The sequence below is a fragment of the Xanthomonas cannabis genome, assembly GCF_040616535.1.
Taxonomy (GTDB): Bacteria; Pseudomonadota; Gammaproteobacteria; order Xanthomonadales; family Xanthomonadaceae; genus Xanthomonas; species Xanthomonas cannabis.
The window spans coordinates 4,495,795-4,520,379 of the sequence record NZ_CP136580.1 but is presented as its reverse complement, the minus strand read 5'-3'; the positions used below and the strand labels follow the sequence as shown (position 1 = coordinate 4,520,379).

Sequence of the window (24,585 nt, the reverse complement as noted above, 5' to 3'; positions counted from 1 at the left end):
TGCCAAGATCAAGCACGGGGGCGGCTGGCGATTGAACGCCGGAGCCTGCGTGACCGTCATTTGTCAGGACCGACCTGGAAGCCGGCACTTTGCTGACCGCCTGATTGGGCGTCCCAACGTCTATGTGCCAGGAACGGCGCAAGCGAACCAAACCGTTCGGGCTTGAAGCGCCCGGCCGCTCGCCAATGCGGGATACTGCGCGTCCACGCAGGCGAGATGGACTTCGATGCCCGAGCTGCCGATCACCGAGTTGTTGCAGGCCTGGCAGCACGACGAGCCCGGAGCGGGCGACGCCTTGGCGCGGCAGGTCTATGAGGTGTTGCGGGCGACCGCCTTGCGCGAGCTGCGGCGCAAGGCGCGTGCCGGGTTGCAGGCCACCGAGCTGGTGCATGAGGCCTGGCTGCGGCTGGAACAAGGCCAGCAGGCGTTCCGTTCGCGCACGCACTTCTATGCAGTGGCGGCCTTGCAGATGCGGCACCTGCTGGTGGATCTGGCACGCCAGCAGGCCAGCGCCAAGAGGCTGGGGCAGGCCGTGACGCTGACCATCAGCCTGTCCGATGGCGCGGCGCGGCCGGAAGCGCTGATGCTGGTGGCCGACGCCTTCGACAAGCTGGCGCAGGTGGACGAGCGCAAGGCCCGCGCGTTCGCGTTGACCGAGCTGGTGGGGTTCAGCGTGGCCGAAGCGGCCGATCAGCTAGAGGTGTCGGTGCCCACGCTGGAGCGCGATCTGCGCTTTGCGCGGGTGTGGCTGGCGGCGCAGCTGTGAGCGTGGCGGCCACCACCTGGCAACGGCTGGAGGCCTTGTTTCATCAGGCCTGCCTGTTGCCGGCCGCAGAGCGTGACGCCTTCGCGCGCGCGCAGGCAGGCGACGCGCCCGTGTTGCGCGACGAGTTGCTGGCGATGCTGGCGGTGGAATCGCAGGCCACCTTGCGTGTGCGCGCACCGCTCAAGCAGGCGGCTGCGGCCTTGCACGCACCATTGCCGGAACTACCGGCGGGCACGCGTTTCGGCGCGTGGGCGATCGACCGCCTGCTCGGTGCAGGCGGCATGGGCCAGGTGTACCTGGGCCACCGCGCTGACGGTGCCTACGAGCGCGAGGTGGCGATCAAGCTGGTGGCCGCCGACGCGCTGGATGCGCAGGGCCGGGCCCTGTTCGAATTCGAATGCCGCTTGCTGGCGCAGATGGTGCACCCGGCCATCGCACAGATCCACGATGTGGGTACCGATGCGCAGGGCCGTCCGTATCTGGTGATGGAGTACCTGCGTGGCGAGCCCATCACCTGGTGGTGCGACGAACATCGGCTATCGCTGCACGCACGCGTGCTGCTGATGCTGCGGGTGAGCGAGGCCGTGCAGCACGCGCACCAGAAGGGGGTGATCCATCGCGACCTCAAGCCCGGCAACGTGCTGGTGAGCGAGATCGACGGCCGGCCGATGCCGGGCGTGATCGACTTCGGCATCGCCATCGATGCGACCAACCCCGGCATTACGTCCGCGCATGGCCGCGGCACGCCCGGCTACATGAGCCCGGAGCAGGCGCGTGGTGTGCAGGACGTGGATGCGCGCAGCGATATCTACGCGCTGGGCGCGATGTTCTACGAGCTGAGCTGCGGGCTGGCGCCGGTAGCCGACAGCGACGGCGTGCCGCAGCCACCCTCGCAACGGGTGGCGGCCGTGCCGGCCGATGCGCGTGCACGCATCTGCGCAGCACGCGCGACCACCCACGCGCAGCTACAGCAGCAGCTGCGCGATGGCCTGGATGCGATCGTGCTGCGTGCCCTGGCGCCGCAACCGGTGGCGCGCTACGCCTCGGTATCGGCGCTGCTGGACGATCTGCACCGCTGGCTCGACGGCTACCCGCCGCGCGCCTTGCAGGCCGGCCGCTGGGTGCGGCTGCGCAAGTTCATTCAGCGCCATCGCAGCGGCGTGCTGGCCGGCGGCCTGGTGGCGGTCGCCTCGCTCGCCGGCCTCGGCGCCACGCTATGGTCGTTGCAGCAGGCCGCGCGCGATGCGCAACGCGCGCGCGTCACCGGCGATTTCATGAGTTCGGTGTTGTCCAGCGTGGACCCCGGCGTGGCGCAGGATCTGGACAAGACGCTGATGCTGCGCGTGCTGGAGCAGGCCTCGCAGCGCGCCGCGCGCGAGCTGGCCAGCCAGCCGGATGCGCGCACCGATGTGGAGCTGACCTTGGGCCGCACCTTGATTGCACTGGCCAAGTACCCGCAGGCGGTGGAGCACCTGCGCACTGCGCAGACGCTGGCGCAGCAGAGCACCGGGGAGGGCAGCATGCCGGCATTGCAGGCGGCCTCCATGCTGGGCCAGGCGCTACGCGGTGCCGGTCGGCGCGAGGACGCCGCGCAGCTGCTGCGCCAGGGCATTGCGCAGGCGCAGCGTGGCGACGCGCAGCAGCAGACCATGGCCAACGACATGCGCGGATGGCTGGCCTGGACGCTGCGCGACCAGGGCCGCATTGCCGAGGCCATGACCGAAAGCCGGCATGCCTATGTAGCGGCGCTGGCCAACCCTGCCACGCGCCCGGGGCAGCGCATCAACGCGGGCAATGTCTACGCCGCCATGCTGGCCGAGGTCGGGCAACTGGCGCCGGCGATCACCCTGCAGCGCGCCCTGCTGCGCGAGCGCATCGCGCTCGACGGGCCCGCGCATCCATTCACGCTGTCGATGCGCAACAGTCTGTCGATGTATCTGCTGATGCAGCGCGACTACGCCGGTACAGAGGCCGAGCTGGCGCCGCTGCTGCAGGTCAGCCGCAAACGCTATGGCGACAACGCCATCGACACGCTGACGGTGGAAGGCAACCTGGCCGGCGCGCGTGAAGGACACAGCCATGGTCACGATGCTGCGGGTGCACTGCGCCTGCAACAGGCGCAACGCTGACGCGCAGCACGCACTGACCGGTCATGCCGCGCATCGTCGAACCGCACCCGCACTGCAGTAGCTCCGTCGTCATCTTGCCGCCCCTTGGAGAGCCCCGATGCACACTGCCACCCGCCTGCCTCCGGACACCTTGCAACATGCCATCGACGCGAACCGTAGCGGCCAGTTCGACAATAACTGGACGTGGGCCAAGCCTGCCAACGTCGGATTGGACGCGTCGCATCAGTTGCGCATCATCGATCTCGATGGGATGGCAACGACGAGATCATGACTGGTCGACAGGCCATGACTTGGCGAACATCGACTGGGTGTTGATCGGCAGGAAATAGCGTCGCCTGACCTCATGCCGCCACCTGAACAGTGGTGGCGAGCATGGGTCAGCCTCTCCATTGCTGCCAGCGCCTGGACTGACCGGCGGAGCGCAGCCTCCCTGAGGCGGCCGCATCAGCGCACCTGGCCTTTGTAGCCGACAGGTGCGACGAGTGGCAAGCGTGCAGGCTGCGTCCGCGCCGGTTTCTGTGGGGATTGTGCATGCCAGTTGTGCTTGTCGCAGATGGCGACGAAGGGGTGTCTGCAGCGCTTGGGCGAGCAACCGGATCCTGTCGCAAGACTGTCCCACTCGCAGCGTTGCAATGGAGGGTGAGAGCACGTGGTGTCGGGCATCGTCGTGGCAAGCCCCGCTACAAAGGCGCAAGGCTCAGTCAGGCAACTGTTTGACGAATTCAATGAACGCGCGCAGCGCGGGCGGGGTGAGATTGCGGTTGGGGTAATACAGATAGGGGCCGGGAAACGGTTGCCACCAGGGGCGCAGCACCGGTTCGAGCGCGCCGGATGCCAGGTGCGGCGCAAGCCATTGCTCGAACAGGTGAATGACCCCGTTTCCGGCGATCGCCGACTGGATCGCAAGGTCGAGGCCTCCGCCGATCTCCACCAGGAGCTGCCCACGCGGAAGGATGGTGACGATCTCTCCCTTGCGCTCGAACTCCCACTCGGCAATCACGCCGCTGGGAAAACGACCACGGATGCAGTCGTGGTCGATCAGTTCGCGTGGGTGGGTGGGGCGGCCACGCCGATCGAGGTAGCCGGGAGATGCCGCGGTTGCGCTCTGTTGCACACGCGGGCCGATCGGAATCGCCACCATGTCCTGCTGCAGCCGCTCACCGTAGCGGATTCCCGCATCGCACCCGGCAGCGATCACGTCGACGAAGCTCTCTTCGGTCAGCACCTCCACGGTGATGTCCGGGTAGGCTGCGAGAAACGGCGGCAAGATGCGCGGCAACACCAGCCGCGCCGCACTGACCGGCACATTGAGGCGCAGCGTACCGGCCGGCCTGTCGCGAAACGCGCTGACCACCTCCTTGGCGCCCTCCAACTCGATCAATGCTGGCTCGACGCGGGCCAACAGCGCCTTCCCCGCATCGGTCAGCACCACGCTGCGCGTGGTGCGATTGAACAGCCGCACGCCCAGCCAGGCCTCCATGCGCTTGATCGCATCGCTGAAGTTGGACGCGCTCTGGCCCGCGCTCTTGGCCGCTTCCCGAAACCCGCCGGCGCGCGCCACCCGCACGAACGCCTCCATGTCGCCCAGGCGATTGCTCATCGTTCGAAAATCCGTACGGCCCGTTCAATTTATACCTGATTGTTGCACAGAGGTCGCGGACGTAAATTGCAGCGGCACTAACGAAGTGAAGCGTTTCCCTGCTGCAGGCGCCACCCCCACACAGCTCATCCCCGGCGAGCGTGCGCCGTGCCCGCAACGGCCGCTCCCACCCAATCGCAGAAGCCGTACCGCTCACCCATCCAAGGACATCTCATGACCAACACTCAACTCGGTGGCACCTTCACCCTGCCCGGCACCCCCCTGCAGCTCAGGCGCATGGGCTACGGCACCATGCAATTGCCCGGCTCCCACGTGTGGGGACCGCCGCGCGACAAGGCCTCCGCGCTGGCGGTCCTGCGCCAGGCCGTCGCACTGGGCGCCAACCATATCGACACCGCCGAGTTCTACGGCCCGCACGTCTCCAATGCGCTCATTCGCGAAGCGCTGCATCCCTACCGCGATGATGTGGTGATCGTCACCAAGATCGGCATCGGCCGCGGCAGCGACAGTTCCTGGCATATCGATCTGTCGCCGGACAGCCTGCGGCGGCAGGTGCACGCCAACCTGACGAGCCTGGGCCTGGAGACGCTGGATGTGGTCAACCTGCGGCTGGGCGCTCTGGCCGACACCGACGACAGCGCGATCGCCGAGCCGGTGGCCTGCTTGGCCGAGTTGCAGCGCGAAGGCCTGGTGCGCCATATCGGCTTGAGCAATGTCACGGCGCGACAGCTGGAGCAGGCGCAGTCGCTGGCCAGGATCGTGTGCGTGCAAAACCACTACAACCTGGTCAAGCGCGACGACGACGCCTTCATCGACGCGCTCGCGCAGCAAGGCATCGCCTATGTGCCGTTCTTCCCGCTCGGCGGCTTTTCGCCGTTGCAGTCGGACCTACTCTCCGGCGTCGCCAGCGCGGTGGGTGCTACGCCACGGCAGGTGGCGCTGGCGTGGTTGCTGCAGCGCTCGCCCAACCTGCTGGTGATCGCCGGCACATCCTCGCCAGCGCATCTGGCCGAGAATTTCGCCGCCTGCGACCTGGTGCTGTCCGCAGACCAGCTTGCAACCCTGGACGGCATCGCCGCCCACTCCCGTCCCGCACACGAGGCACACGCATGAACACCCTCGAACAACGACTGCAACGGCTGGAAGACGAGAGCGCCATCCGCGCGTTGGTGGCTCGCTTTGCCGACACCTGCATCCGCGCCGACCACGATGGCTTCAAGGCCTTGTGGACGGACGATGGCATCTGGGAGATCGGGGCGCCATTCAATGTCAGGCGCGAAGGCATCGAAGCCATTGCGGCATTGCTCCATCAACTACGCGATGAGCGCAACTTCTTCACCCAGCTGGTACCGACCGGGGTGATCGTGATCGAGGGCGATCGTGCGGCGGCGCGTTGGCCGGTTCGGGAGCTGGCCACCGGTCCGGCAGATCACTACTACGACAATGTGGCGATGTATTCGGACACTTTCATAAGGACCGCAAGCGGCTGGCGCTTTTCCAGCCGTTCCTACACCTATATGTGGTTGAATACCGAGCCGTTCGGCGGCCAGTCCTTCGGCACGCCACAGCTTCCCTGACCGCTGGCGCCTGATCCGGCAAAGCGCAGGCGCGGACGGCTTGTGCGGTGCTACCCACGTGCTCGGCAGGGTGTACACCGATACGTATCCGGCGCACACGCGACTACGCGCGCTGCGAGCCTTCCAGCCCGGTACCGATGCTGCTGCGCCTGGTGGGCTGCGACTTCCTGGCCTTGATGAAGAAGGAACTGGCCCCGGCCGGCATCGACGACCTGCAACGCGTCACCGGCCCGCAGGACAACGGCTGAGGCTTGCGCCCAGCGGCGTCAGATACCGCAGACCCGCATCAGCGTTAGCCGCCACTGAGGTGCTGCGGTTTACCGGAACCGGACCACCAGCGGCCGGTAAAGCCGCCGTGCTTACGCTCTACGAATCCCGAATCCCGAATCCCGAATCACCAGCTATACAGCTGCCAGTACACCTTGTTGACCTTGTCCTTCTCCGCGTCGGTATGCCCGTCGTGGTCGCGGTCGTACAGAAAATAGGGCGCGCCGCGCGCCGGGGTCACGCGCACCATTTCCAGCTGGCCGTTGACGCGGTATTCGTCCACCTTGTCGCCATTGCCCATGGTCTTGCTGGTGACATCGGCACCGGCCGGGATCCTGTCATCGCCGGCGCGGCCGGAGGTGGTGGCGCAGCCGCCAAGCAGCAGCAACGGCAGCAGCAAAAGACGTGCTCTCTTCATCGTTGTCATCCGTTCTAGGTCGCCGGCCAGTATGCGCTGGCACGGTGTGGCGTGGGCGTGCAGCGTAGAATTGGGCCATGAGCAGATTAGTCCTGATCGACGGGTCCAGTTACCTGTACCGCGCGTTCCACGCGCTTCCGCCGCTGACCAATGCCCAGGGCGAGCCCACTGGTGCCTTGTTCGGCGTGGTCAACATGCTGCGCGCCACCTTGAAGGAGCGCCCGGCCTACGTCGCGTTCGTGGTGGATGCGCCCGGCAAGACATTTCGTGATGACTTGTATGCCGACTACAAGGCCAACCGCCCGTCGATGCCCGACGACCTACGCGCGCAGGTGCAGCCGATGTGCGACATCGTGCATGCGCTGGGCATCGACATCCTGCGCATCGACGGGGTGGAAGCGGACGATGTAATCGGTACGCTGGCGCTGCAGGGCGCGGCCGATGGCTTGAGCGTCACCATCTCCACCGGCGACAAGGACTTTGCCCAGCTGGTGCGCCCGGGCATCGAACTGGTCAACACCATGAGCGGCAGCCGCATGGATTCGGACGAGGCGGTGATCGCCAAGTTCGGCGTGCGGCCCGACCAGATCGTCGATCTGCTCGCGCTGATGGGCGATGCCATCGACAACGTGCCGGGCGTGGACAAGTGCGGCCCCAAGACCGCCGCCAAATGGCTGGCCGAATACGACTCGCTCGATGGCGTCATCGCCAACGCCGACAAGATCAAGGGCAAGATCGGCGACAACCTGCGCGCCGCACTGCCGCGGCTACCGCTCAACCGTGCGCTGGTCACCATCAAGACCGATGTGGTGCTGGCCAGCGGCCCGCGTGCGCTGGACCTGCGTGAGCCCAATGCCGAAGCCTTGGCCGTGCTGTACGCCCGCTACGGTTTCAGCCAGGCCTTACGCGAACTGGGCGGCGCGGCCGCAGCCGGGGCGCAGACCGAAGCGATGGCGGTGGCCCGCACCGAGCCCGGCCGCGCCCGCGGCACCGGGTTCGTGTCCGGCCCGGCCAGTGCGCCGGTGGACCTGGACCCGGCGCTGTCCGCCCCCGGCCAGTACGAGACCATCCTCACCCAGGAACAGCTCGACAGCTGGGTCGCGCGCCTGCGCACGGCCGGGCAGTTTGCCTTCGACACCGAAACCGACAGCCTGGACCCGCTGCAGGCCGACCTGATCGGGCTGAGTGTGGCCGCCGAGCCCGGCCAGGCGGCCTATCTGCCGTTCGGCCACAACTTCCCCGGCGCCCCGGCCCAGCTCGACCGCGCCCAGGCGCTGGCCCAGCTGGCACCGCTGCTGACCGACCCTGCCGTGCGCAAGCTCGGCCAGCACGGCAAGTACGACCTGCACGTGATGCGCCGCCATGGCGTCGACCTGGCCGGCTATGCCGACGACACCCTGCTGGAAAGCTTCGTGCTCAATTCCGGCAGCGCCCGCCACGACATGGACAGCCTGGCCAAGCGCTACCTGGGCTACGACACCGTCAAGTACGAAGACGTCTGCGGCAAGGGCGCCAAGCAGATTCCCTTCGCCCATGTCAGCCTGGAAGATGCCACCCGCTACGCCGCCGAAGACGCTGACATCACCCTGCGCCTGCACCAGGTGCTGGGCAAGCGCCTGGCCGCCGAGCCCAGCCTCGAGCGCGTCTATCGCGAGATCGAGATGCCGCTGGTAGGCGTGCTGGCACGGATCGAAGCCAACGGCGTGTGCGTGGACGCGGCCGAGCTGCGTCGCCAGAGCGCGGACCTGTCCAAGCGCATGCTCGCCGCCCAGCAGAAAGCCACCGAACTGGCCGGGCGCACCTTCAATCTGGATTCGCCCAAGCAGCTGCAGGCGCTGCTGTTCGACGAGCTCAAGCTTCCCGCGGTGGTCAAGACGCCCAAGGGCCAGCCCTCGACGAATGAAGAAGCGCTGGAAGCCATCGCCGACCAGCACGAACTGCCGCGGGTGATCCTGGAATACCGCGGCCTGACCAAGCTGCGCAGCACCTACACCGACAAGCTGCCGGAGATGATCCACCCGCAGTCCGGGCGCGTGCACACCAGCTATCACCAGGCCGGCGCCGCTACCGGGCGGCTGTCCTCGTCCGACCCCAACCTGCAGAACATCCCGATCCGCACCGAGGACGGCCGCCGCATCCGCCGTGCCTTCGTCGCGCCGGCCGGGCGCAAGCTGATCGCCTGCGACTACTCGCAGATCGAACTGCGCATCATGGCGCACCTGTCCGGCGACCCCGGCCTGGTGGGCGCGTTCGAGTCCAGTGCCGACGTGCACCGCGCCACCGCCGCCGAGGTGTTCGGCCGCACCATCGACACCGTCAGCGGGGATGAGCGCCGCGCCGCCAAGGCGATCAACTTCGGCCTGATGTACGGCATGAGCGCGTTCGGCCTGGCCCGCCAGCTCGGCATCGGCCGCGGCGAGGCGCAGGACTACATCGCGCTGTACTTCAGCCGCTACCCGGGCGTGCGCGACTTCATGGAAACCACCCGCCAGCAGGCCCGTGACAAGGGCTACGTGGAAACCGTGTTCGGCCGCCGGCTGTATTTGGACTTCATCAACGCCGGCAGCCAGGGCCAGCGCGCCGGCGCCGAGCGCGCCGCCATCAACGCGCCGATGCAGGGCACCGCCGCAGACATCATCAAGCGCGCCATGGTCAGCGTGGACGGCTGGATCGCCGACCACGCGCAGCGCGCGCTGATGATCCTGCAGGTGCACGACGAACTGGTGTTCGAGGCAGATGCCGATTTCGTGGACACGCTGCTGCGCGAAGTCACCACGCGCATGGCCGCAGCGGCCGAGTTACGCGTGCCGCTGGTGGTGGATTCGGGTGTTGGCGATAACTGGGACGAGGCGCACTGACGCGCCATGAGACGCTGATATGCTGAACGCACAGACCAGACATAAGCCGCTCAAACATAATGCGAATTCAGCAAGTTTGAGGGAATGAATAACCGCTAAATTCTACATTTTTTTAACAGTTATCTTCACGATCCATCAATGTAGAAAATGGTGTTATATCCCTCGACGGGCGCAACGCCTGTCGGCAGATCTCTCCCATCCCCTGGAGCAGATCTCGGAGCGGAAACTCCTCCCCAAGTTTCCGTTCCCTGGCCCCGCCGACCTCCCCCTGGTCTGCGGGGCTTTTTTATGTCCTGTGCTCAACAGCTCTCTAGCGCATGGCGCATCGCATCACACGAATAGAGTTCGGTGTCGAGATGCGAGCAATTACAAATATAAATAGGCGCGATTAACTCGATTAATCAACACAGTGTTTCATTCTCCCAATTCAGGTTTGCATGAATTGAGGATTCTGAATACGCGACTGAGTGGCGCTTGATTGGGGATGGCGATAAGGCGCTGCCGTCTCTCCCCCGTTGATCAGGACGTCAGCGCTTCTGTTAAATCCCCCGAAGCAGATCAACTGGCCGCTCACACGGCGGCCATCAGCCCAGCCAGTCGCGCGGGACCAGATAATCCAGCAGCCGTGCCTCGGCACTGCCGGGCTCTGCGGTGTAGCCATACTCCCAGCGTACCCGGGGCGGCAGACTCATCAGGATGCTTTCGGCACGCCCGCCACTCTGCAGCCCGAACAGGGTGCCGCGATCGTAGACCAGGTTGAATTCCACGTAGCGGCCGCGGCGGTACAGCTGGAATTCGCGCTCGCGCTCGCCGAACGGCTCATCCTTGCGGCGCTGCACGATCGGCATGTAGGCATCCAGGAAGCCGTTGCCGACCGCTTGCTGGTACGCAAAGTCGCGCTCGAAGTCCTGACCCAGGTCGTCGAAGAACAGCCCGCCGACGCCGCGTGTCTCGTTGCGGTGGCGCAGGAAGAAGTACTCGTCGCACCAGCGCTTGTGCGCGGCATAGCGTTCCTCGCCGAAGGGGGCGCACAGCGCCTGGGCGACGCGGTGCCAGTGCTGCACGTCTTCGTCCACCGGGTAGAACGGGGTCAGGTCGAAGCCGCCGCCAAACCAGGCGGCGACCACCTCACCATCGCGTTCGGCGCGGAAATAGCGGACGTTGGCATGCGTGGTGGGCACATGCGGGTTGTGCGGATGAAACACCAGCGACACGCCGCAGGCGCGCCAGGTGGCGCCGGCCAGTTCGGGGCGGTGCGCACTGGCCGAGGGCGGCAGGCGGGTACCCGAAACGTCGGAAAAGCCGATGCCGGCCTGCTCGAACACCGCGCCATCGCGCAGGATGCGGGTACGCCCGCCGCCGCCTTCCTCGCGTTGCCAGAGATCTTCGGAGAACCGCGCTCGCCCATCGGCTGCTTCCACAGCAGCGCAGATACGGTCCTGCAGGTCGGTCAGATAATCGCGTACACGGTCGAATTCGTTCATGGCGCAATTCTAAGCGGTGCATCGCGGCCAGTGCGCCCACCCGAACGCGCCAGTTTGTCGCAGGGCGATGTGGAGAGCGGATGCCTGGCGGAAGATGGAAGAGGGAAGAGGGAAGAGCAACTGATCTGCAGGTTGGCTGCAAGGCCCTTGCCCGCCCACCATCGCGGGACACGCTGCAAGTACGTCCATGTAGCTCCGTGGCGGCATCCATGCCGCCAAGGGTCCCGCGACGGTGGGCGGGCAAGGACCAGTGGAGATGGTCGGTGTGCATGGATCTCAACCAGCGAATAGCAAGCTGGCGACGCGGTGTCTTTGCTCTTCAACAAAACCACCAGCCAACTGTCTGGTGCGGTGTCCTCGCCGATTGCGGGACCGTTGGCGGCATGGATGCCGCCAACGGTCCCCCATGGACGGGTTGACGGCGTGTCCCGCGAGCGGTGAGGGCACCGCGCCCTCGACCGGACTTGAAGATTGCCAAGCGCTCGCGATACGCGCGATGCAGTCGTCGCTACCTGATGGCTCAATACTGGCAGATCAGGCGGAGAGCGGATGATCTGCGCCTTTGCTGCAGGGCCCGGTCTGCGCCCCAGCGCGAGACGCTGGATGACGAAGACGTCATGCCCTGACCATGGCCGGCAAGGAACTTCGCGGCTGGTGACTGACGCGCTGCTGCAGCCACTACGCCTGGGCAAACTCCGCGCGCACGGCTGGCGTGCACAGCCGCCATGCCAATGCTGCGTGTACGCAGCCGATTGCCACGACGCCCAGGCCGGTGAGGATGAACGCCATCTGCCGGGTTGCCTGTAGACGTGCCTGCATCTGTGGCCATTCCGGGCTCTGCAGTACATCGGCGGGAAGTAACGCCTGCACGCCGTTGAACAACGGCCCGATCAACGCCAGCCCGCCGAAATTGAGCAGGCCGGTCACCACGAGCACCACCACGAAACCGATTCTTGCCCATTCGCGCCGCTGCAGCAGCGCCCAGCTCAACCACGCGAAGGCGGCCGACAGCACCATGCCGGCAACAGAGAGCGACAGCGCATGGTCGATCAGCCATTGCCAGGAGCGCGGCAGGGTGATGCCTTCGGGCAATCCCAGCGATGCTGCATCCGGCGTCAGCGCGATCAGCACGATCTGCAACAGGTTGGCCAGCGCACTCACCACGCCCAGCAACAACGACACCGATGCCAGCGGCGAGACGAATCCGCCGTTCGGCTGCGGTGCTACGCGCCGTGCCGCGTTCATTGCAGGGAGGCGATATGCGCGGCGACCGCGGCCTGCCCCGGCGGGTCCAGCGCAGGCTGCAGCTGTGCGTACCAGCCGGGCAGGGCATCGGCCGGCAGGCACTGGCGCAGCAGCGGGGTGCTGCGCTCGAGAAAGGCCTCCAGGAACGGCAGGCCACGCACATACAGGAAATGACTGTCGGTGATCGACATGCCGGCATAGGCTTCGCGCAGCCACTCCAGGTGCGGCAAGGCATGTGCACCGTGGCCGGCGCGGGTCAGTGCGGTCAGGAAGCTGGTGCGCGCGGTGGCCGGCGAGGTCGATCGCTCCTGCGCGTTGAGATCGTCGAAGGTCAGCAGCCATTGCTCGCCGCGTTCGATCTCGTTGCACATCACCGAGGTGGTCGCCAGCTGCAGCGCGTTGTGTGCGGTGGGCTCCAGCTCGTACAGCGCCAGCCAGTGCGGGTAGGCCTCGCGATAGCGGTCCAGCGCGCTCAACGACAGGGCGCACAGGCGCTGCGCGTCCGCACCCAGGTGCAGCTGCGCCTGCGCAGCGTTGTAGGCGCCGACGTGGTCGCCGTGCTGAAACGCAGTCAATGCCGGCTGCAATGCGGGGTCGATCTCGGCCGCCGCCTCCGATGCGTGTTCGGCAGCGACGGGCACTGCGGCTGGTTCTATGCGCGGCGTCTTTGCCGCAGCGGTCTTGCGTCCAAACAAACGGTCCCACAGGCCCATCGTGTCTACCTTCCCTGCGCCAATGGTGAGTGGAAGCGCCGCCATGCCGGCGGCGCACCGGTCATTCGGCGGACCAGTAACGCGGCGCACGCGATGCGCCAGCGCGTTACCTATCCTGCGCCAAGCTTAGAGCCACTTGTGTAGCGACAGGTGAGTGCGAAGCAACCGAGCCGCGCACGTGGGGTTGCGTGCACATTGCGGCCGGGAGTGTGCAGCCGCGGCGGCCGATAGTGAGACGGGGAAAAGTTTGCACACGTGGCTAAGGCGGTTCGTCGCTGCCCCGCGCCCGGAGCACTGAGAGCGCTTCGGAGCGACAAGCCTAAGTGCGTAGAGAGGCATCGGCGTGGCACTGCCGACTTTATGCAAACCCGCCATACCCAGGTCTCGACGTCGGGGCTGGTGCTGCCAGCTGCCGTCAGGGGCCGCATAAGCGCTGGCGGTCAAGGCAGAAGATGGAGTCACCTTCTGCCCCCAACACACGCAAACGAGGTTCTACGCGCGCGGTCAATATCCATTTCAAGACAGCACGCGCAGTTGTCAGCCGTTTACGGCTTCACCTGCTCGTTGAACAGCTTGAGGATGCGCTTGTACTCGTCCAGCCATGCATCGGCGCGGGTGAATCCGTGACGTTCCAGCGGGTACGGCGCCACCTGCCAGTTGTCCTTGTGCAGTTCGATCAGCTTTTGCGTCATGTCCACCGAGTCCTTGAAGAACACGTTGTCGTCGATCATGCCGTGGGCGATCAGCAGATGGTCGCGCAGGCCGTCGGCGTAGTTGATCGGCGAGGAGGTCTTGTACGCCTCCGGGTCGAGCTCGGGCGTGTTGAGGATGTTGGAGGTGTACTCGTGGTTGTACTGCATCCAGTCGCCCACCGGCCGCAGTGCCGCACCGGCCTTGAACGTGCCCGGGCTGCGGAACAACGCCATATAGGTCATGAAGCCGCCGTACGAACCGCCATAGATGCCGGCGCGTGCGCGATCGCCCTGTTTGGTAGCCACCAGCCAGTCCAGGCCGTCCAGGTAGTCTTCCAGCTCCGGGTGGCCCATGTTGCGATAGATCGCGGTGCGCCAGTCGCGGCCGTAGCCTTCGGAGGCACGGTAGTCCAGGTCCAGCACGATGTAACCCTGCTGCACCAGCAGGTTGTGGAACATCTGCTCGCGGAAATACGGCGTGTAGCGCTCGGACACGTTCTGCAGATAGCCGGCGCCATGCACGAACATCACGATCGGATACTGCTTGCCCGGCTCGGGATTTTTCGGCCCGTAGTACTTGCCCCAGACCGTGCCGGCGCCGTGCTTGGACGGCACCTGCACGTACTGCGGCGCAATCCACGGCTGCGCCTTGAATGCGGGCGTGCGCGTGTCGGTGAGCACGGTGGCCTGGCCGCCGGTGGCCGGTACCACGGCCAGTTGCGTGGGCAGGTAACTGCCGGAGTAGCGCACCAGTAGCTGCCGCCCGTTCGGCGACAGGCTGAAGCCTTCCACGCCGTTCAACGCCGTGACTTCGGTGAGCTGGTCGCTGCGCAGGTCGAGCTTGCACACCTCGTAGTCGCCCGGCCATTTCTGGTTGCACAGAAAGTACATGCCGTTGCCGTCGGCGCTGGGCACCGGCATCGACACTTCCCACTTGCCGCGTGTGCGCTGACGCGGTTTGCCGTTGCCTTCCACCGTGTACAGCTGCGAATAGCCCGATTCTTCCGACAGCAGCCACAGCGTGCGGTTGTCGGGCAGCCATCCGAAATCGTTGAAGTCCCAGTTGATCCAGGCGCCATCGCTCAGGCGGTGACGCGGCTGCAGCCTGGCGTTGTCCAGGTCCACACTGGCGATCCAGCGGTCCTTGTTGTCCACCGCGCGGATTTCCACCGCCACGTTGCGGCCGTCGTCGCTCCAGTGCACGGCAGGGCCGCGACCGTCGCCATCGCTTTCCACCCGCACGGCGCGGTTGCCCTTGAGCGCATCGCGCTTGGCGGCCTTGCGCAGTGCGGCGAGCGGGTCGGTGGCAATGCCGGGCAATGCATCGAAGGACAGCTGCCGTGCGCTGCCTGCTGCCACGTCGACCAGCCACAGCGTGTGCGCGGCCGGGGCGTTGCGGCCCACCCGGGTGCGCGCTTCCTGGAATTCCTCGTAACCGGATTCGGTCACGTACTTGGGCATCTTGCCGGCCTGGCCTTCGTCGGCGCTTTTGGCCTGCGTCACCACCAGCAGGTGCCGGCCATCCGGCGACAGGGCGCTGTCGACGATCTCGACCTCATCGCCCAGGTACACCGGCGCTGCCGCACGGGTGGCGTCTGCACGGCGCCAGGCATCTTCCTGGGTACGCAAGGCGTCGCGCTGCTCGCGGTCACGACGCAGCGTGGCGAGCGTGGCCAGTTGCTGTTCCCGCAGCACGTCGGCCTTGGGCGCGGCGTTGGGGTCGCGCTCGGCCTTGACCACGGCGACCTGCGCGGTGCCGCCGTCGGCACGCCAGTGGTACCAGTTGTTGCCCGCGCGCCAGATCGCGCCGCCATCGCTGGCGAACTGCGGACGCGATTCGAGCTCGTTGCTGCGGGTCAGCTGCGTCAATGCGCCCGAGCGCAGGTCACGCAGAAAGATGTCGCCATTGCGTGCGAAGAGCATGCGCTGACGGGTTGCGTCGTAACTGGGGTTGGCCGCATCCAGGCCGGCGCGGGCGGTGTCGGCCACACGTTCGGCAGTGCTGCCGCCGATGCTCTGGCGATAGGTGTCGCGCACCGGGCTGCCGTCGCGCTTGAGCAGGTATTGCACCTGTTTGCCGTCCCATTGCCACCAGGCTTGATCGACCGACGGCCCGATCCAGTCCGGGTCGGCCATGACCTGTTCGATGGTGAGCGGTGCGGCGGACTGCGCATGTGCGGTGGCGGCCAGCAGCAGGAGGGTCAACGGCAACAGTCTGGGCATCGGTAACAACGGGCGCAACGGAAGAGCAGGCAAGCCTAGCAGCTTGCCTCTGCGGCACGCTTGGGCCACAGGTCATGCGTGGGCGGTGCCACGCCGCGGTCTGGGATGACGAGCGGGACTGTTGCGCGGCGGCAGACGGCGATGATCGACGCGGTGATGGTGGGCAGTGCAATGCGACGCCACGACGTCGCTCTGTGCTGTCGATTGCGGTACCGGGATCGGGCTAGACGCTTCAGTCTGCCGGGCGCGCGTGCTTGCCTGTGCGGACCTGCGCTCGACCGCGTTTGTGCGGTGTCGCGTTGGCGCTGCGGCCGGCCGGCATGGCGCGGCGGTTGCGTTCGAACATTGCACGCGCGTTTGCGCGTAAGCGGTGCGGCCATGCACGACGCTGGTGTCCAGCGGCAGAAAGCGGCGTGCGCGTGGTCGCGCAGCGATGCCTGTTCGCGCTGATCGCGTTGCAGCAGTGATGGCTCGGTGCACGGGTAACCGATGCAAAACGGCCGCTGGCGGTCGGGTCAATGCGCGTGGTCAGTGCTTCAGACGGCAGCCGTCAGGTGAGCGGTCAGTCAAGATGCCCCTTTGGATGCGCCGACCGGCACCGCACTTCCGTGAGGTGCGGCGTCGCTGGTTGCAGGCAGCGCGCATCCCAGCGGTAGGCCCCGGTTGTCGTCCTGGGCCTTGCCGGCAGCACGCATCTGGCAGCTGTTCGGCCGCGTCCCACTGCCGGACACCTCCCGACTTGCCAGCAGCCCGGGTGGCCGCCAAGCTAGCGCGCTTTTGCGATTGTCGGTGCACATGTCCAGCCTGCCTGCTTCTGCCGTTTTTCACCCGATGGCCGTCGGCGCGCCTGACCGGCCGCTGGCGTGGCGCGCGGGGCAGTCGGTCGACCTGGCGACGTTCATCGCGCACGTGCACGGCCTGGCGCAGCAGCTGCCCGACGGCCAGCACGCGGTAAACCTGTGCGAAGACCGGTACCGCTTCATGGTCGCGTTCTACGCCTGCGCGCTGCGTGGGCAGGTGTCGCTGCTGCCATCCTCGCGCGCGCCGGCCGTGGTCGGCGAAGTGCAGGCCCGTCACGCCGATGCGTACTGTCTGGGCGATCTGGCGCTGGAGCTGGCGCCGCCGCGGTATTGGCAGCTGCCGGCCGAGCTGCCGCAGGCCGATGGCGCGGTGCCGCAGCTGGCCGACGACGCCCTGGTGGCGATCGGCTTCACCTCCGGCAGCACCGGCAGCCCGCAGCCCAATCCCAAGACCTGGGGCAGCTTCCTGACCAGTACGCGGCAGGATCTGGTTGCCCTGCAAAGCCTGTGGGCCGGGACCGACGCGGTGCCGCACGTGGTGGCCACGGTGCCGCCGCAACACATGTACGGCATGGAGCTGTCGGTGCTGCTGCCGATGGTGACCGAGCTGGCGGTGCACGCCGGCCGGCCGTTCTTCCCCGACGATGTGGCGCGCGCGCTTTCAGAGATTCCCGCGCCGCGCGTGCTGGTGACCACGCCGGTGCACCTGCGTGCATTGGTGGAATCGGGCGTGGCGCTGCCACCGCTGGCGGGCATCGTGTCGGCCACCGCGCCACTGACCCAGGACATTGCCGCCGCCGCCGAGGCGCGCTTTGGCGGAGAAGTCCGCGAGATGTTCGGCTCCACCGAAACCTGCGTGTTCGCCGTGCGCCGCACCGCACTGGAAGCGGCATGGACACCGCTCCCCGGCGTGCGTCTTCAGGCCCAGGCGGCGGGCACCCTGGTGCATGCACCGCATCTGGCCACCCCGGTGATGCTGGCCGACATGATGGACGTGGCCGGTGACGGCACCTTCCAGGTGCGCGGGCGCCAGGCCGACTTGCTGGAGATTGCCGGCAAACGCGCCTCGCTGGCCGATCTCACCCGCCGCCTGCTCGCCATCCCCGGCGTGGTCGACGGCACCATCGTGCAACTGGCCCCGGATGCCGGCCAGGCGGTGGGCCGCATCGCCGCATTGGTGGTGGCGCCGAGCCTGGACGAAGCCCAGATCCTGGCCGCATTGCGCGTCAGCGTCGACCCGGTGTTTCTGCCGCGCCGCCTGCGCAAGCTCGCCGCCCTGCCACGCAACGAGACCGGCAAACTGCCGCGCGATACCGTGCTGGGCTTGCTCAACGGCTGAGCGTTGCAGGCGCGTGTGCAGCCGGCAAACGCTGCCTGTCGCGCATCCTTGGCGGTCGGGCGCCGCAGACAGGATCTGCGGCGGGCGTGGTTTACCTACCCGTGCACCCCATCGATCTCCACTGCCAGCTCGTCGCGGCAGATCACCGCGTGCAGCAGCAGGCGCGGGACCGCGTTGCCGAAGCGTGCATCCAGGGCCTGGGCGACCTTGGGCAGATCGTCCTGCTCGCGCACATAGACCTTCAGGCGGGTGCCGGCGCCGAACTGCGCGGGCAACGCGGGCGCGTGCTGACGCGCGGCGCCGAGCAGGGCATCGAAATTGGCGAAGGTCTCTTCCAGCTGCGCCAGCAATTGGCCGGTATGCATCGAGGCATGGCCGACCACCGCGGCGGTGCCTGACAGCAGCAGAGGCATGTCGCTGCCGGGTGGCGGCAGCATGGCGCGCGCGAAGCTCGGCGGCTGCGGGCCGTATTGGCGCGGGTAGTGGTAGGCGCTGACCTGGCGCGGGTTTTCCAGCGGGGTGCCGGCATCGGCGGCGGCCAGCCAATAGATCTGGATGATGCGCTCGGCATCGCAGCGGCCCACTGCCGTGGCAGCCGGCAACTGCGCGGTGTCGAACGCTCCCAGCCCCCGCGCGCGGCCCACGCAGAACTGGCGATAGCGCTCGCGGTCGCCACTGCCAAGCGTGATCGCATCCAGGTAGTTCCAGATGCGCAGCAGGCGCGGTGTCGCGCTGCCGCTGACGAACGCGGTCATTTCCGCATATGCCTTGGCGGCGGCCTCTTCGATGTCGACCTCCTGCTCGTCGATCTCGATCACGCCGAACTGCAGATGCCCATCGCTGGACCAGGCGATGTTGCCGTTACGGCCACTGCGCACCGGCGCATCGGTCCGCCACACTTCCAGCACGTCGGCCCGGTACGGCTGCAGCGGCACGCGCAGATAGCGCGGGTCGTCCAGGCCAGGCGCCGCGTTGCCGAATCCGAACACCGCCAGCACCTGCGGGTCGGCCAGCAATGCACTCGGTTCGGTCTGGTCGACATAATCGACCTGCAGGCGGGGGTGGCGCAGCGGCTGCGCGGTCTGGGCCGGGGAAGCGGTCATTGGGGGTCTCGTTGCAAGGTGTCGCCGTCGAAACCGAGCCTGGCCTGGCGCCGACGCAGGCGCCACGAGTGCCAGGCGCGCGGCATCATCGACAGTGTGGTGAGCGCATAGATGGCGCGGAACGCGCGCAGGCGCAAGCGGACCTTGGGGCTGTCGAACACGTCGCCGGCCAGCATCGCCACCACCGCCTGTTCCAGCTGCCAGGTGTTCTGCGGCTGCGCGAACAGCGCGCGCATCGTCGGCGAGGTGAAGCGGTAGATGAACCATTTGAATTCGTCGATGCCGCGGTCCAGTTCACGCTGCAGCCTGCGCTGCAGCTTGGCCTCCTGCTGCGGGGCGCGCAGTGCGGCATCCACCATCGCCGCGCCGCGTTCGGCGCTGTGCATGGCCAGGAAGACGCCGGAGGAAAACATCGGGTCGACGAAGGTATAGGCATCGCCCAGCATCAGCCAGCGCGGCCCGGCCATGCGCGTGCATTCGTAGGCGTAGTTGCCGGTGGCATGCACCGGCGCCACCCGCTGCGCACCGGTCATGCGCGCGGCAACTTCGGGGTTGAGCGCCAGCGTGCGCATCAGAAACCCTTCGCTGTCGCCCTGACGGGTCTTCATGTACTCCGGATAGCAGACCGCGCCCACGCTCATGATGTCGTCGGGCAGCGGAATCAGCCACATCCAGCCATGTGCGTGCCGATAGATGCTGATGTTGCCGGCATCCTCGCCCGGCCGCCGGGCGACGCCGCGGAAATGGCTGAACAGCGCTGCGGATTGATGTTTGGCATTGGCGCGCTTGAGCTTGAGCCGGTTGCCCAGGAAGGTGTCGCGGCCGCTGGCATCGAGCAGGTAACGCGGGCGGAACTGCAGGCGCTGGCCGTCGGCGCTGCGTGCCTGCAGCACCGGTTGTTCGCCGTCCATGTTCACCTGTTCGACGAGGACCTGCTCACGCGCATCCACGCCCACCGCGCGTGCGCGGTTGAACAGGACCTGGTCGAACTGCGCGCGCGGGACCTGGAAGGCGAAGTCGGCCTTGGCATCGAGCGCGTGCGAAAACCGAAACGTGTTGTAGCCGCCGGCGTCGTTGGGGAAATCCGCGCCGCGCTTGAGCACGCCGATCTGGCGCACCGGTTCCAGCACGCCCAGCCGTTCGAGGATTGGCATGTTCATCGGCAGCAGCGATTCGCCGATATGAAAGCGCGGATGCTGCGCCTTTTCGAGCAAGGTCACCGCCCAGCCGAGCTCGGCCAGTATGATCGCTGCCGCACAGCCGGCCGGTCCGCCGCCAACGATCAGGACATCCGGACACTCCGGTCCGGGGGCCGGCCCGGCTGCCGGCATGGCGGTCGGGGTGGGGCGAACAACAGTGGAAGTCATCCTGGAACGAACCTGCAGCGGGCGAGCGTCAAGCAGTCATGATAGCCTGACCGGCGGCCCGGACACTGATGCGGGCCCATGCTGCACCCACTCAGGACCATGCAAGGACAGCGCGATCGCCGGATGCGACGCGGGCCGGGCGCTCGGAATCGACAGGTACGACCACGTACACTGACGAGGCGATGCGACGCCCGCCCCGCCGATGGCCGCGCGCCGTCGCCTGCCTGCGCCGACTTTTGCCCGACCCTCACCCTGGAACTTCTGGATGTCCTCGCAAACCGCTGCCGAACGTGAACTGGCCGAACTCCTGGTCGAAAGCCTGAACCTGGAAGACGTCCAACCCGCCGACATCGATCCGGAGGCGCCGCTGTTCAATACCGGGCTGGGGCTGGATTCGATCGACGCGCTGGAACTGGCGCTGGCGATCAGCAAGCGCTACGGCTTCCAGCTGCGCTCGGACAACGACGAGAACCGTCGCATCTTCGCGTCGCTGCGCGCACTGTCGGCGCATGTCGAAGCCAACAAGACCGTCTGATCTGCCAGCTGCACAACCCGCCGATGCGCCCGCATGGGTGCTCGGGCTGGGCGTGTTGCTGGCGGTGGCGTACTCGCCGCTGGCGCACTGGGCCAACGCCACCCATCGCCCTGAGCTGGCCGTCATTGCCGGTGGTTTGCTGGTGCTGATGGTGTTGATCGAACCGCTGGTGGCGCGCCGGGCCTGGGCCTGGGCGCTGGCGGTGCTGACGTTGCTGGGCCTGAGCGCACTGTGGCACTCGCCGTATGCGATGTTGCTGCTGGCCGCGCCGCCGGTGGTGTTCACCGGCTGGGTCGCCTGGTTCTTCGGCCGCAGCCTGCGCCGTGGGCGCACGCCCTTGATCACGCGCATTGTCGAAGGGCTGTATCGCCAGGCCGGCATGCCGATCACGCCGGAGCAATACCGCTACACGCGTCGTCTCACCCTGGCCTGGGCGCTGCTGCTGTGCGCGCTGACCCTGGTCAACCTGGTGCTGGGCCTGTGCGCCGAGCCCAGCGGCGTGCTGGCGCAGCTGGGCTACGCCTCGCCGCTGCCGATCAGCGACGCGCGCGCCTCGTTGTTCGCCAATCTGCTCGCCTACGGCGTGGTTGGCGGGTTCTTCGTTGGGGAATATCTATTGCGCGGCCGCTGGTTTCCACAGCGTCCCTATCGTAATCTGCCAGACTTCTTGCGCCAGATGGCGCGGCTCGGGCCGGACTTCTGGCGCGATCTGCTGCGCTGAGTGCGTGGCCAGGGGCAGCGACGTACGTGCATATTTTCGGGGACAAGACAAAGATGCCGTTGGCAAGGATGCCGTCGCGCCTGGCGTGGGCCGTGTTCAACCTGTTGCAACTGGCCTTTACGCTGACGTTTACCGCTGGCGGCATCGTCTATGCCCTGGTGCTGCTGGCGATCACGCGCGACGCCGACCGCCTGCTGCGCATGGGCGCCTGGATGTGGGCGCCGGTGCTGTTCCGCGGCGCGGGCGCCACCGTCATCGTGGAAGGGCGCGAGCAGGTCGATTGGTCCAAGAACTATCTGTTCGTGAGCAACCACCAGTCGATCATCGACATTTGCGCGCTGTTCTACGCGCTGCCGGTGCCGCTGCGCTTCTTGCTCAAGGAAGAAATGCTCAAGGTGCCGTTCGTGAACTGGTATGCGCGCGCCACCGGCATGCTGTTTCTGGACCGCGACAGCCGCCGGGCCGGAGCACTGGTGCGCCGTCAGGCCGCCGCGCTGCTGCGCGAGGGCAAACAGTTGTGTCTGTTTCCGGAAGGCACGCGCAGCCGCAGCGGCGCATTATTGCCATTCAAGGCCGGGCTACTGCAGGCCGCTATCGATGCTGGCGTGCAGGTGGTGCCGGTGGCACTGGACGGCTGCGGCAAGGTCTTGCCGGTCGATGGTCTGTTCAGGGTGCGCCCCGGCATCATTCGCGTACGGATCGGTGCGCCGATCGCAGTGACCGGGCCGGATGCGCCGGACCGCCAACGCTTGACCGAGCAGGCACACAAGGCCGTGGCTGCAATGCTTCAACCCAGGATCTGAGTTCTGCGCTTATGGATTTCGTCGTGCCGCATGATCATCCCTGCCTGCCCGGGCATTTCCCGGGTCGTCCCGTGGTACCCGGCGTGGTCGTGCTCGACCATGTGCTGCAGGCGGTGGAAGCGCTGCATGGTCCGCGCGCAGCCGCGCGCCTGCCGCAGGTGAAGTTCGTGCAGCCCTTGCTGCCCGGGCAGACCGCCTCGGTCACGCTGGAAGGCGATGGCCCGCGCTGGCGCTTCCGCGTGCAGCGTGAGCAGACACTGCTGGTCAGCGGCGAGCTGGTGGCGGAGGCGGCGGCATGAGCAAGCACTGGAAGCAGCGTCCGGAAGGCGGTGGGCGCTTTGCGTTGTGGCTGATCCGCGGCATTGCACGGCATGCCGGGCGTGCGGTGGGGCGCGCGCTGCTGTATCCGATCACGCTGTACTTCCTGCTGGTGCGTGCGCCCGAACGCGCCGCCTCGCGTGCCTATCTGGCGCGGGTGCTGGGGCGGAAGGCAACGCTGCGCGACGTGGCGCGGCATATCCACACCTTCGCCTCCACTATCCTGGACCGCGTGTACATGCTATGCGGGCAGATGCAGCGCTTCCGCGTGGACATCACCGGGCTGGATCAGCTGCACACGCAGATGGATCGCGGCCGCGGCGTGCTGATCTTCGGTTCGCACCTGGGCAGCTTCGATGCGCTGCGTGTGCTGGCCACCGAGCGCCCCGACGTGCAGGTCAAGGTCGTGCTGGACAAGGCGCACAACCGCGCCATGACCGACCTGCTGGGCGCGCTCAACCCGCAGCTGGCCGCCAACATCATCGACGCCGGCATGGATGCGACCTCGATCGTCATGGCGATCAAGGAAGCCACCGATGCCGGTGCGCTGGTGGCGCTGCTGATCGATCGCCCGCGCGAAGGCGACCCCGCGTTGCCGGCGATGTTCCTGGGCCGTAACGCGATGTTCCCGACCTCGCCCTGGTTGATCGCTGCCGCGCTCAAGGTGCCGGTGGTGCTGGCATTCGGCCTGTATCGCGGCGGCAATCATTACGAGCTGGCGTTCGAAACTTTCAGCGAAGGGCTGGACGTGCCGCGTCGTCAGCGCGCACCGGTGCTGGCGGTACTCATGCGCGATTACGCCGCCAGGCTGGAACATTACACACGCTATGCGCCGTACAACTGGTTCAACTTCTACGATTTCTGGAACACCCACCATGCCGATGTGCCGCACCCTGCCGTGGATGCTGATACTGCTGTTCAGCGCCGCACCGCTATGCGCCGCACCGCCTGAGACGCTGGACGTCGGCCAGGTGCTGCAGCGCCTGGCACGCCGCGCACCGGTCAGCACCGAATTCGTCGAACTGCGTGGCTCGGCCCTGCTGAAGACGCCCTTGCGCGTGCAGGGCCACTACCGTCGCCCGGATGCGCAGACGCTGGTGCGCGAGGTCAGCGCGCCGTACCGCGAAACCACCACGTTGCAGGGCGACGAAGGCGTGCTGGAACGCGAAGGCAAACCGCCGCGACGTTTTTCGCTCAGCCGCGTACCCGAACTGGCGGGTCTGAAGTCCGGCTTCGGCGCGTTGCTGGGCGGCGACCGCGCACTGCTGGAACAACAGTATCGCGTCAGTGGGCAAGGCCGACCCCAAGCCTGGGCATTGACGCTGCAGCCCAAGAACGCCGCCGTTGCCAAGCAGGTACGCGAATTGCGTCTGTACGGGCGCAACGACGAGCTGAGGTGTATCGAAAGCGTGCCGGCCAAGGGCGACGTGCAGCGCACGCTGCTGGCTGGTGCGGCGCGCGAGGCGGCCAACGTCACCGATGCCGCCGCGCTGACCACGCTGTGCCACGGTCCGGGCGCGTGACCGCGCGCGCGAGGGTTGCGCCGGTCGTCTGCAGAGAGATCACACCCTTCACCTTCGGCAAGCGTGTGCTGCCGCTGACCTTGCATGCCGCGCGCGCGGCCGGT

General features: G+C 67.0%; 20 protein-coding genes and 2 pseudogenes. 14 read left to right on the top strand and 8 right to left on the bottom strand.

The features are described 5' to 3' along the window. Positions 1–226: 226 nt before the first annotated feature. The 3 genes and pseudogenes from ecfK to RZV17_RS19180 all read left to right on the top strand — a co-directional run bounded on the left by ecfK (position 227) and on the right by RZV17_RS19180 (position 3,166). Complete coding sequence (gene ecfK, locus RZV17_RS19190; protein WP_039404884.1) at positions 227–766, top strand: ECF-type sigma factor EcfK; 540 nt, start codon at positions 227–229, stop codon at positions 764–766. Then, positions 745–2,829, top strand: a pseudogene (locus RZV17_RS19185) (serine/threonine-protein kinase); the annotation flags it as partial. The gene ecfK and the pseudogene RZV17_RS19185, both read left to right, overlap by 22 nt. A 163-nt stretch (positions 2,830–2,992) precedes the next feature. Beyond that, complete coding sequence (locus RZV17_RS19180; RefSeq protein ID WP_355605756.1) at positions 2,993–3,166, top strand: hypothetical protein; 174 nt, start codon at positions 2,993–2,995, stop codon at positions 3,164–3,166. Positions 3,167–3,592: 426 nt separating this feature from the next. On the opposite strand, the gene RZV17_RS19175 is transcribed toward RZV17_RS19180, so the two are convergent. Beyond that, a complete protein-coding gene (locus tag RZV17_RS19175) occupies positions 3,593–4,474 on the bottom strand; it encodes a LysR family transcriptional regulator (protein WP_355609513.1) in 882 nt (293 codons plus the stop codon). A gap of 234 nt (positions 4,475–4,708) precedes the next feature. Here RZV17_RS19175 and RZV17_RS19170 point away from each other — a divergent pair, with 234 nt between their 5' ends. From RZV17_RS19170 to RZV17_RS19160, 3 genes and pseudogenes are all read left to right on the top strand, one after another. Then, the gene (locus tag RZV17_RS19170; RefSeq protein WP_355605753.1) at positions 4,709–5,608 is read left to right on the top strand and encodes an oxidoreductase; all 900 of its coding nucleotides are present in this window, start codon (positions 4,709–4,711) and stop codon (positions 5,606–5,608) included. Beyond that, the gene (locus tag RZV17_RS19165) at positions 5,605–6,072 is read left to right on the top strand and encodes a nuclear transport factor 2 family protein (RefSeq protein WP_228315075.1); all 468 of its coding nucleotides are present in this window, start codon (positions 5,605–5,607) and stop codon (positions 6,070–6,072) included. The genes RZV17_RS19170 and RZV17_RS19165 overlap by 4 nt, the downstream gene beginning before the upstream one ends. A 104-nt stretch (positions 6,073–6,176) precedes the next feature. Then, positions 6,177–6,320, top strand: a pseudogene (locus RZV17_RS19160) (type VI secretion system protein TssA); the annotation flags it as partial. Positions 6,321–6,466: 146 nt separating this feature from the next. Here the strand turns inward: RZV17_RS19160 and RZV17_RS19155 are convergent. Beyond that, the gene (locus tag RZV17_RS19155) at positions 6,467–6,757 is read right to left on the bottom strand and encodes a DUF2782 domain-containing protein (protein WP_228315076.1); all 291 of its coding nucleotides are present in this window, start codon (positions 6,755–6,757) and stop codon (positions 6,467–6,469) included. Positions 6,758–6,834: 77 nt separating this feature from the next. On the opposite strand from RZV17_RS19155, the gene polA reads away from it, so the two are divergent. After that, positions 6,835–9,615 (top strand): DNA polymerase I, encoded by a 2,781-nt coding sequence (polA, locus tag RZV17_RS19150; protein WP_355605748.1) that lies wholly within the window; start codon positions 6,835–6,837, stop codon positions 9,613–9,615. A 584-nt stretch (positions 9,616–10,199) separates the two neighbouring features. Here polA and hemF read toward each other — a convergent pair. The 4 genes from hemF to RZV17_RS19130 form a co-directional block, all read right to left on the bottom strand. Next, the gene (gene hemF, locus RZV17_RS19145; RefSeq protein ID WP_039404874.1) at positions 10,200–11,099 is read right to left on the bottom strand and encodes an oxygen-dependent coproporphyrinogen oxidase; all 900 of its coding nucleotides are present in this window, start codon (positions 11,097–11,099) and stop codon (positions 10,200–10,202) included. A 678-nt stretch (positions 11,100–11,777) separates the two neighbouring features. Beyond that, positions 11,778–12,344 carry a hypothetical protein gene (locus RZV17_RS19140; protein WP_355605745.1) on the bottom strand — a complete coding sequence of 189 codons (567 nt, stop codon included), beginning with the start codon at positions 12,342–12,344 and terminating at the stop codon, positions 11,778–11,780. Further along, positions 12,341–13,057, bottom strand: a complete 717-nt coding sequence (locus RZV17_RS19135) for a hypothetical protein (protein WP_355609510.1) — start codon at positions 13,055–13,057, stop codon at positions 12,341–12,343. Before RZV17_RS19135 ends, RZV17_RS19140 begins: the two co-directional genes overlap by 4 nt. A 545-nt stretch (positions 13,058–13,602) precedes the next feature. Further along, a complete protein-coding gene (locus tag RZV17_RS19130; RefSeq protein WP_355609507.1) occupies positions 13,603–15,963 on the bottom strand; it encodes a prolyl oligopeptidase family serine peptidase in 2,361 nt (786 codons plus the stop codon). Between the two features lie 804 nt (positions 15,964–16,767). Between RZV17_RS19130 and RZV17_RS19125 the strand changes: the two genes are divergently transcribed. Then, positions 16,768–18,111: an AMP-binding protein gene (locus tag RZV17_RS19125; RefSeq protein ID WP_039565974.1), complete on the top strand. Its 1,344-nt coding sequence runs from the start codon at positions 16,768–16,770 to the stop codon at positions 18,109–18,111. Positions 18,112–18,206: 95 nt separating this feature from the next. Here RZV17_RS19125 and RZV17_RS19120 read toward each other — a convergent pair whose 3' ends face one another. Both RZV17_RS19120 and RZV17_RS19115 read right to left on the bottom strand, forming a co-directional pair. Continuing rightward, entirely contained in the window at positions 18,207–19,214 is a 1,008-nt protein-coding gene (locus RZV17_RS19120; RefSeq protein WP_228313489.1) for a pteridine-dependent deoxygenase, read from the bottom strand. After that, complete coding sequence (locus RZV17_RS19115; protein ID WP_355609504.1) at positions 19,211–20,545, bottom strand: FAD-dependent oxidoreductase; 1,335 nt, start codon at positions 20,543–20,545, stop codon at positions 19,211–19,213. Before RZV17_RS19115 ends, RZV17_RS19120 begins: the two co-directional genes overlap by 4 nt. A 301-nt stretch (positions 20,546–20,846) precedes the next feature. Between RZV17_RS19115 and xanC the strand changes: the two genes are divergently transcribed. The 6 genes from xanC to RZV17_RS19085 all read left to right on the top strand — a co-directional run bounded on the left by xanC (position 20,847) and on the right by RZV17_RS19085 (position 24,481). Next, positions 20,847–21,116: a xanthomonadin biosynthesis acyl carrier protein XanC gene (xanC, locus tag RZV17_RS19110; protein ID WP_011260626.1), complete on the top strand. Its 270-nt coding sequence runs from the start codon at positions 20,847–20,849 to the stop codon at positions 21,114–21,116. A gap of 37 nt (positions 21,117–21,153) precedes the next feature. After that, a complete protein-coding gene (locus RZV17_RS19105; RefSeq protein WP_184557976.1) occupies positions 21,154–21,837 on the top strand; it encodes a ketosynthase in 684 nt (227 codons plus the stop codon). A gap of 53 nt (positions 21,838–21,890) precedes the next feature. Next, positions 21,891–22,640: a lysophospholipid acyltransferase family protein gene (locus tag RZV17_RS19100; protein ID WP_184557948.1), complete on the top strand. Its 750-nt coding sequence runs from the start codon at positions 21,891–21,893 to the stop codon at positions 22,638–22,640. A 71-nt stretch (positions 22,641–22,711) separates the two neighbouring features. Next, positions 22,712–22,939: a hypothetical protein gene (locus tag RZV17_RS19095; RefSeq protein ID WP_228890650.1), complete on the top strand. Its 228-nt coding sequence runs from the start codon at positions 22,712–22,714 to the stop codon at positions 22,937–22,939. Next, positions 22,936–23,910, top strand: a complete 975-nt coding sequence (locus tag RZV17_RS19090) for an acyltransferase (RefSeq protein WP_039404851.1) — start codon at positions 22,936–22,938, stop codon at positions 23,908–23,910. Before RZV17_RS19095 ends, RZV17_RS19090 begins: the two co-directional genes overlap by 4 nt. After that, on the top strand, positions 23,834–24,481 hold the full coding sequence (locus tag RZV17_RS19085; protein ID WP_355605741.1) for a LolA-related protein: 648 nt from the start codon (positions 23,834–23,836) through the stop codon (positions 24,479–24,481). The genes RZV17_RS19090 and RZV17_RS19085 overlap by 77 nt, the downstream gene beginning before the upstream one ends. Positions 24,482–24,585 lie beyond the last annotated feature (104 nt).